6 protein-coding genes are annotated in these 7,713 nt (G+C 37.8%); 2 read left to right on the forward strand and 4 right to left on the reverse strand.

Annotation, left to right across the window (positions count from 1 at the left end; translation table 11 throughout):
* The first annotated feature begins 59 nt into the window (after positions 1-59).
* Positions 60-950, forward strand: a complete 891-nt coding sequence (locus B5G52_RS18375; RefSeq protein ID WP_176372581.1) for a LysR family transcriptional regulator — start codon at positions 60-62, stop codon at positions 948-950.
* Here the strand turns inward: B5G52_RS18375 and B5G52_RS18380 are convergent.
* Positions 947-1,525, reverse strand: coding sequence for a DJ-1/PfpI family protein (locus tag B5G52_RS18380; protein WP_087534107.1), 579 nt, complete (start codon positions 1,523-1,525; stop codon positions 947-949). The two genes, B5G52_RS18375 and B5G52_RS18380, sit on opposite strands and share 4 nt — an antisense overlap.
* A gap of 28 nt (positions 1,526-1,553) precedes the next feature.
* Complete coding sequence (gene rmuC / locus B5G52_RS18385; protein WP_087534108.1) at positions 1,554-3,020, reverse strand: DNA recombination protein RmuC; 1,467 nt, start codon at positions 3,018-3,020, stop codon at positions 1,554-1,556.
* A gap of 258 nt (positions 3,021-3,278) precedes the next feature.
* Between rmuC and B5G52_RS18390 the strand changes: the two genes are divergently transcribed.
* Entirely contained in the window at positions 3,279-3,827 is a 549-nt protein-coding gene (locus B5G52_RS18390; protein WP_087534109.1) for a hypothetical protein, read from the forward strand.
* On the opposite strand, the gene B5G52_RS18395 is transcribed toward B5G52_RS18390, so the two are convergent.
* Both B5G52_RS18395 and B5G52_RS18400 read right to left on the reverse strand, forming a co-directional pair.
* A complete protein-coding gene (locus tag B5G52_RS18395; protein WP_087534110.1) occupies positions 3,824-6,412 on the reverse strand; it encodes a serine/threonine-protein kinase in 2,589 nt (862 codons plus the stop codon). The genes B5G52_RS18390 and B5G52_RS18395 overlap by 4 nt on opposite strands.
* Complete coding sequence (locus tag B5G52_RS18400) at positions 6,396-7,385, reverse strand: FHA domain-containing protein (protein WP_087534111.1); 990 nt, start codon at positions 7,383-7,385, stop codon at positions 6,396-6,398. Before B5G52_RS18400 ends, B5G52_RS18395 begins: the two co-directional genes overlap by 17 nt.
* Positions 7,386-7,713 lie beyond the last annotated feature (328 nt).

Below are 7,713 nucleotides of genomic sequence, written 5' to 3' on the forward strand. Positions count from 1 at the left end.
CACTTGCAAAAATGTTAGATATAGCAAATAAATCAAACTTAAATTGCAAAAGTGGAATCATGTTAGACGATATTGTGTTGTTTGTGCACATAGTGCAACAAGGTGGGTTGTCGCAAGCAGGGGAGTACTTATCGCTCCCTGCGGCAACCGTTACACGGCGTTTACAACGCCTTGAATCTCGGCTTGGGCAAAAGCTGCTGCATCGCTCTGCGCGCCAATGCACACTAACTCAACAAGGGCAGGTTTATTACCAAAGCTACGCAACTTTAGTTGAGCAGTTTGAACAAACCAGTCATCAACTCAATCAACAAAAAGAGCAACTAAGCGGTAAGCTCAAAGTACTTGCGCCACTTAATATTTGCCATGGTTTTTTAAGGCCAATGTGGTTGGCGTTCACTAAAGCGTACCCTGATATTCAATTAGAGCTAATTTTGAGTAATCAGCTTGAAGATATAATAAAAAGCCAAGCCGATTTAGCCCTACGGATAGGTCCACAAGCGGATTCATTATTACAACAAAAAAAGCTCGGACAAGCAGATTCTATTTTAGTGGCTACGCCAAGCTATTTAGCTAATTCACAAGCACTCAAAGAACCGAGTGATCTTAAACAACATCGTTTAATTGGTACAACACTAAGAAATAGTTGGCCACTCACCAATAACCAAACACGCGCCAGTTATACGCATATGTGCCGCTTTAGTAGCATTTATAACGATACAGGGTTTGTGAAATATCAACTATGTGATCATCAAGGTGTAGGGTTACTACCGCGATTTGAAATTATAAACGAGCTTAAAACGGGCGAGTTAGTCAGAGTTTTACCAGCTTGGCAAAGTCTACCAAGGGAGATTTTTGCTATTTGGCCAAGTGGGCGTTTACTTAGTAAAAAATCGGTTTGTTTACGTGATTACCTAAACGCTTTTATTCAACAGCAGCTACCAGAGGGCTAAGTGTTTTTATGCCACTGGTAGTCCATTTGCCTTGCTGTAAGCTCTGCATGTTCAGGGCTTATTAACTCAGCAACCAATTGTAAGCTCATATCAATACCTGCAGAAATTCCGCCAGAGGTGGTAAATTTACCTTGTGACACCCAACGCTTATTTGCGATCATATTTAGATTTGGGAACATATTGGCAAGATCAGTTTGATCTTCCCAATGCGTAGTAACCGTTAGACCATTGAGTAAATCAGCTCTGGCTAATAAAAATGCTCCCGTACACACAGAAGCAACTTTAGTAGCAGTGCCTGCGTTTTTTCGTATCCAGCTTATTACAGCTGGTTTTTCAAGCTCATGAGTATGCACACCACCAACAACGATTAACAAATCAATAGCGGGGTGATCTGCAAAACTGTAATGGGGGTTTACACTGAAGCCTGCACGCGCAAGTACTGGTTTGTTTTTCTCAGCCACAAAAAACACCTGACAGTTATTATTTGCCAAGCGTTTAGCAGTACTAAATACTTCAAATGGGCCTGAAAAATCCAACACTTCAGCATCATCGTAAATATATATCCCTATGTTCATTTTGAGCCCTTTTAATGAAAACTTTAGATCAATCCAGCTCTAATTGCGCCCGTTCAACACTTTCTTTAGGGAGTTCTTTTTGCACTGAAACACCAAGTTCTTTAAACTCAGAGGCTTGCTTAATTAAGTTTCCTTTACCACGATATAACTGAGAAAACGCTTTATCATAGCTTTCTTTGGCTTTATCTAACTGTTTACCAACGCCTTCCATACTGGTTAAAAAGCCATTAAGTTTGCTGTAAAAACGTTCCGCGCGGTTTGCCAGCTCTTTTGAATACTTCGTTTGCTCTTCAAAACGCCAAAGTTGTTTAACTATATTTAAACTAGTTAGAAGGGTAGTGGGTGTGGCAACCAGTATATTTTGCTCTATCGCTTGTTGGTAAATATCACTTTGATATTTTAGTGCTTCAACAAAGGCGGACTCTATCGGCACAAACATGATCACCACTTCTGGAGAGTTAAGCCCAGGTAAACGGTCATATGATTTACTTGCCAGTTCATTAATGCGCGCTTTTACGGCTTCAACATGCTCTTTAATCGCTTGCTGAGCTTGTATATCATCATCTGCATTAACAAAGCGTGTATAGGCATTTAACGATGTTTTAGCATCAATAACTAAGTGGCGCCCTTGGGGTAAATACACTACTACATCTGGGCGTAGGCGGCCGTCTTCGGTATTAAACGAAACCTCTCGTTCATAATCGGTTCCGGCTCGTAGCCCCGCGCTGTCTAACACGTTTTCAAGCATTAACTCGCCCCAATTACCTTGGGTTTTCTTTTGCCCTTGTAGCGCATTACTGAGCTTATCTGCTTGCTCGGTAACTGCTTGGCTTTTAGCTTGTAAATGCAGTAGCTCAATTTTAAGTGCTTCACGTTGCTTTGAGTCTTCAACATGAATAGATTCAAGCTTATCGCGAAAACCTTTAAGCTCACCTTGCACAGGCTTTAATAGTTGTTCAATACTCTCTTGATTGAGGGTTTTAAATTTTTGTGATTTATCTTCTAGGATTTGATTAGCCAAATTCTCGAATTCTTTTTTGAGCTGTTCTTTACTGTCTTTTATATGTTGTAGCTGTTGCTCAAAATGAGTTTGTTTTTGTTCAAGCACAGTCCGTAAAGAATTAAGCTCTACATCTCGAGCATTAAATTCATTACGTAATGAGGTTAAATCAGCTTCAGCTTTACGCCAATAATGATTATATTGCTGACTTTGTTTCTCTTGTTCACTAAAGCGGGTTTTAAAATGCTGCGCTTCATCTCTTTGCTCTTGGTAGCTTTGCTCAAGTAAATTTTGCTCATCAACTAATGCCGCATATTGTTGCTGCTTTTCATTATATTGAGTTTGTAATAAGGCAAGCTGTTGCTGTTGCTCGTTAAGCTCGGTGTAAAGACGTTTGCGTCGCGCAGCCCCAATTACACTGAAAAGCATAGCACTGGCTGTAAAACCTACGCCAACACTAACCCAATCAAAATTTGTAAGTATCTGTAAATACATAAATAAACTTCATTAACCAAAAGACAATTCATCATAGCGAATCTGAAAATGCCAAGATAGGTATTTTTACTATTTTATTGCAGCGAAAAAATATTACACAGCATTACAAATAATGTTTTTAGTTTCGTTTTATAAAAAATATCTTCTACACTAAAGAAATTAAACCTAATCCTAGGTTATGTAGCAAATAATGTAAGTTAACAAACATAAAGTTAGCTGCTGTAATTACAATGACTCCCTTATACAAGGACCGATCACATGAATGATATTCAAACTCCAAATATTGAAGTTCAATGCCAACCAGATAATTACTTTTCAGTTAAAACCCTAACAGTGTTACCTCACGTTAATGAGAACTGGCTAACGTTTTTTGATAATGAAACAAACCCAACGGAGGAGTTAAGTGTTTTATTTGATAACGCAAAACAAGGTGTATCAAAAAGTACTGAAGGCAAACAATATGTTGAATTAATTATTCAACTAGACCCTTCTGTTGCCACTGATTGGGAGTTTTATGGTAATGGCGTTGAATATTGTGGTGCTGATAGTAACTGCCAATATAATATATCAACAGAAATTACGGATGGAGACACGTTGATTTTACGCGTAACCCAAGTAGTACCAACTTACGAATTTAATGGTGTAGATAAAGACAACTTAGATAAAGTTGTTGAAGTCACCGAAGGTGAACATACTCAATATTTACCTATCTCATTTAGATACACTGCTAAACATTTACCGACAAATAAAATTTATATGTCGCAGGATCCTAAAATTATAGTGCGTAGACCGGGGAATACTCTTTAATTTAAGCCGCTACCACAATTAAAAGAAGGGTCATACTGCTGTATTAAGCTGATAAACCCTTCTTTTTGGCACCATGGTTTGAACCAAGGTAGCTTGAACCACATTGGGTGATAACCTATCTCTAATGACTTTTCTATATACATTAACGCAGATTGGTACTCACCTATTACGCTGTACACTAACGCTGCAGTAAACACATATTCATAATGATCAGATGCAATACTAATGGCTTTATTTAATGCCTGTAATGCGCGTTTTGCTTCGCCCAACTGGCTATACGCTTGGGCGGATTCTAAATAGCTATCCAACGTAAGCTGTTTTTGGGTAAGTTCAATCACCTTTAAATAATTAGCAGGGTAAGATTCACTAAGTCCGAGTGCTTTTTCAATATCAGCTAAATTTAGCCTAAAACCTATATGCTCAGGGTTAATATCAACGGCATGCTGCGCGACCTGTAACGCTTGTTCGAACTCTCCTTTTAATGAATAAGCAATGCTTAAATTACTTAAATCAGTGCTTTCGGGCTTAATGGCAATAGCCTGGTTATATTGTTCTATTGCAATGCTCAATTCACCTTCGGTGAGTGCAATATCTGCGAGTAGTTGATTCGCTGTATAGTTATTTGGACTTATGATTATTACTTCGTTGAGTAATTGCTTAGCCTCAGCTATTTTACCTTGCCACCACAACACAAGCGCCAAATTTTGTTTTATTATAGGGTTAGGCCGTATTTTTAGCGCCAGTTCAAATGCCTGTTGTGCTTCAACTAACTGATCTTGCTGTAAGAATAGGGTACCTTTTAATTCATAAAGCATTAATGTACTTGCACCTACTTGCTTTGCTTTAGTTAAATACTGCTCCGCAGCTACCCAATCCTGCTTTGCTATCGCAATAAGCATGGCATTTTTAGCAAATGCAGGGGTGTTTTGATATTCAGAAGGCGCATTAAACAGCAGCTTACTAGCAATATCTAAATATCGCTTTTGCTGCGAGAGTTGATACAAACTCAGTGCAACTTCACGCAATAGCTCATAATTAGCATACAGTTGCGGGGTAAGTTCAATCGCTTCGGTAATACGTATAAATAACTGTTCTGAGTGTAGCTCAACTTGCTGAACCTTTTGAAAGAGCCCAATATGCTCAATTTGTACGGTATCACTTAGTTCAGATAAGGTTAAATATTTACTATCAAAATCAGGAAAAAGCGCGGTTAACTGCTGTCTACTTGATTGATACATTTGGCTGTAGTTGTCCACAATAATAGGCCATTGTTTACGCGCTTTTACTGTCCAGTTTGGTGCCTCTAAACGAACAAGCGTTAAGTAACACTGCAGCTGAGTGCAGTTAAGCTCTGAACTAATAGCTTCTTGCAAACCTGTAGCTTGACTTAGCTTATTAAGCTGAGCAGTTAAATTAAGCTGTTTATTTTCACCAGTTACAATTGTGTCAACTTCATCTCGAGAAATTAAATGTAAGTGCTTACTATTTATTACGCCTTGCCTTACAGCATCATCAATTGTCGCTTTTATCATATCAAGATCCGCATTAAGCATTGATTGTGCTTTTATTACAGGCGGTAAAAATGCAACATAATGTTCATTTGGTGGCTCATTGAGTTTATAAGTTAATCCAACCGCTACCAAGGCAATCATAGATACGGCAAACCAAAAAGCGGGGGTTAAAAAAGGTTTTTTTTGTATAGCGAGCTGCTCTACTGGAACAGTATCTTGTGCTAGGATTTCTTGTTGTTTAATCGCAATAACAACATCTTGCAACTTACGTGCAACCTCTTTGGCATCAGCGGGGCGAAGCTCTTTTTTTCGTTGTAAAAGTTGGTTTAATAAATCACATAACTCATTTGGTAGTTTAGGAATAATTTCATGTGCATTTAGCGCTTCCCCATTAGCTATATTATTAGCAAGTGTTTGTGCAGAACCTTCTCCGAATGGATGTCGGCCACTAACAAACAAAAATGCCAGCATGCCAAACGAAAATAAGTCACTGCGAAAATCTAAGGGCTGTTTATTTAATTGCTCAGGCGACATCGCACTCGCGCTACCAAAGCTAGATTCTAAACTTTGCTCTTTTAGAGGGTTACTCTGTAACGTAGCAATACCAAAGTCAGTTATTTTTAATTCATGATTGTCGATTAGTATATTGCCGGGCTTCAGATCACAATGCATTACGCCCTGACTATGCGCATGAACTAACCCCGCGCACAGCTGCTGTAATAAGTTAAGCTTTTCGTCGAGCGTTGTAATATGCTGATGCTGAAATTGAAGTAAAGTTTTACCTTTGAGGTACTCCATAACAATACATATTTGCTGCTCATACAACAGTACATCGTGCACTTGTACTATATTTGGATGGTTCAAGCGAGCTAGAAGCTGTGCCTCTATAAGTGGGTCGCTATGATTTATTAAATGCTCCGTTGGTTTTAACAATTTGATCGCAACATAGCGCTTTAAACGTGTATCTTCCGCAAGATACACACTTCCCATTCCTCCTTGGTTAAGTAATTTTATTAATTTATAGTTAGTGATGACCTTATTAAATTTTAATACTGTTTCATGCTCTAACGACATCCGAGGTACTCTCTAATTCGCACCCTTTATAAATTGTAAAGGATGCACCAGCAAACCGTACTTTTCGCAGTTGTCTTTCTATTATATTTTCAGCGTCATGAACATTTGTTAAAACTTCTGAAAATTGTTTGCGAGCACGATGTATCTGTATATTTAAATAGCGCATGTCGACGCCTAAATCTTTCACTAATTGCTCCGTATTAACCCACCCCTGGTTTGCAGGCAATACCCCTTTTTTAGCATCTTGCGCTCTATACCGCGCTAAATTTAAGGTTAGATAGTGATGACAGCGTACATGCAGGTCATAATCTTTATTATTTGTATGATGCTGAATTTTTAATTCTGATGTTTCTTCATCCAAACTAAGGTTAAAAATAAAATCTAAGTCATTAATATACAACTGTGGTACTGAACTCATTTGAGTTGTCACTTCTAAGTGACTAGATAAAAACATCCAATTGTTATGCCCTAATGAAATAATACTCTTATCTTCTAATACCTTTTGGCTATCATGTAGTGAGTTTTCTAACGATTCCAGCAACCATTGCCCTGTCTCTTTTTGATAAATCACAGCGCTGTCTGGTTGTGATTCAGGTAGCAGATGATAGTGTTTAAGCTTAATTGATTCAGCGGTTTTATTTTGCTCATCATCTAATTTTATTAACTGATCTGCAGGAGCACTTAAATCTTTTACAATGTAAGTCGTGTCAGAGTTACCTGCGAAGTAAATTTTGTCACCTACGCTTAACTCTTCACTTTCATCTTTGGCCAAACGCTTATGGTTTAACCAAGTGCCGTTAAGGCTCAAATCTTTGATATACCACTTACCGTTTAACCACTCTATGATAGCGTGGATTTTTGACACGCTTAAGTCATTCACAAGTGTATCGACAGAATATTGGAAACGCCCAAAACTATGATGTGCGTATAAAAAACAATATTCACTTGTATTTTTATTAATTAAATAAGCCATTATCAATACCTTAAATCAAATGATGAGGTATATATCTAACTATTGATATTACAATGAATTACCAAGAATAGACACAACCCAACAAAAATAAAACACAAAAAATTAACATATAATTACATTTGCGGTTTTCTTCGCATAAAACTGCGGTTAGATAACAATATTTTAGAAAGAAAAATAGCAAATAAATATTACGTGCTATTACAGCAAACGTATGTGAAAGGATAAGTAAAAAAGGTAATTAACTTTGCTAAAGACCAAGCCTCTTAAGTAGAGGCATTTTCCATAGGCATAAAAAAACCAGCTCAAAGTGAGCTGGCTCAATATTACT

The organism is Pseudoalteromonas sp. A601 (assembly GCF_002165575.1).
In the GTDB taxonomy this organism is placed as follows: domain Bacteria; phylum Pseudomonadota; class Gammaproteobacteria; order Enterobacterales; family Alteromonadaceae; genus Pseudoalteromonas.

Bases quoted from the DNA above. Each gene is read 5' to 3' on its own strand.
- B5G52_RS18400 (WP_087534111.1), bottom strand. From the start codon at position 7,385: ATGGCTTATTTAATTAATAAAAATACAAGTGAATATTGTTTTTTATAC.
- B5G52_RS18380 (WP_087534107.1), bottom strand. From the start codon at position 1,525: ATGAACATAGGGATATATATTTACGATGATGCTGAAGTGTTGGATTTT.
- B5G52_RS18395 (WP_087534110.1), bottom strand. From the start codon at position 6,412: ATGTCGTTAGAGCATGAAACAGTATTAAAATTTAATAAGGTCATCACT.
- rmuC (WP_087534108.1), bottom strand. From the start codon at position 3,020: ATGTATTTACAGATACTTACAAATTTTGATTGGGTTAGTGTTGGCGTA.
- B5G52_RS18375 (WP_176372581.1), top strand. From the start codon at position 60: ATGTTAGACGATATTGTGTTGTTTGTGCACATAGTGCAACAAGGTGGG.
- B5G52_RS18390 (WP_087534109.1), top strand. From the start codon at position 3,279: ATGAATGATATTCAAACTCCAAATATTGAAGTTCAATGCCAACCAGAT.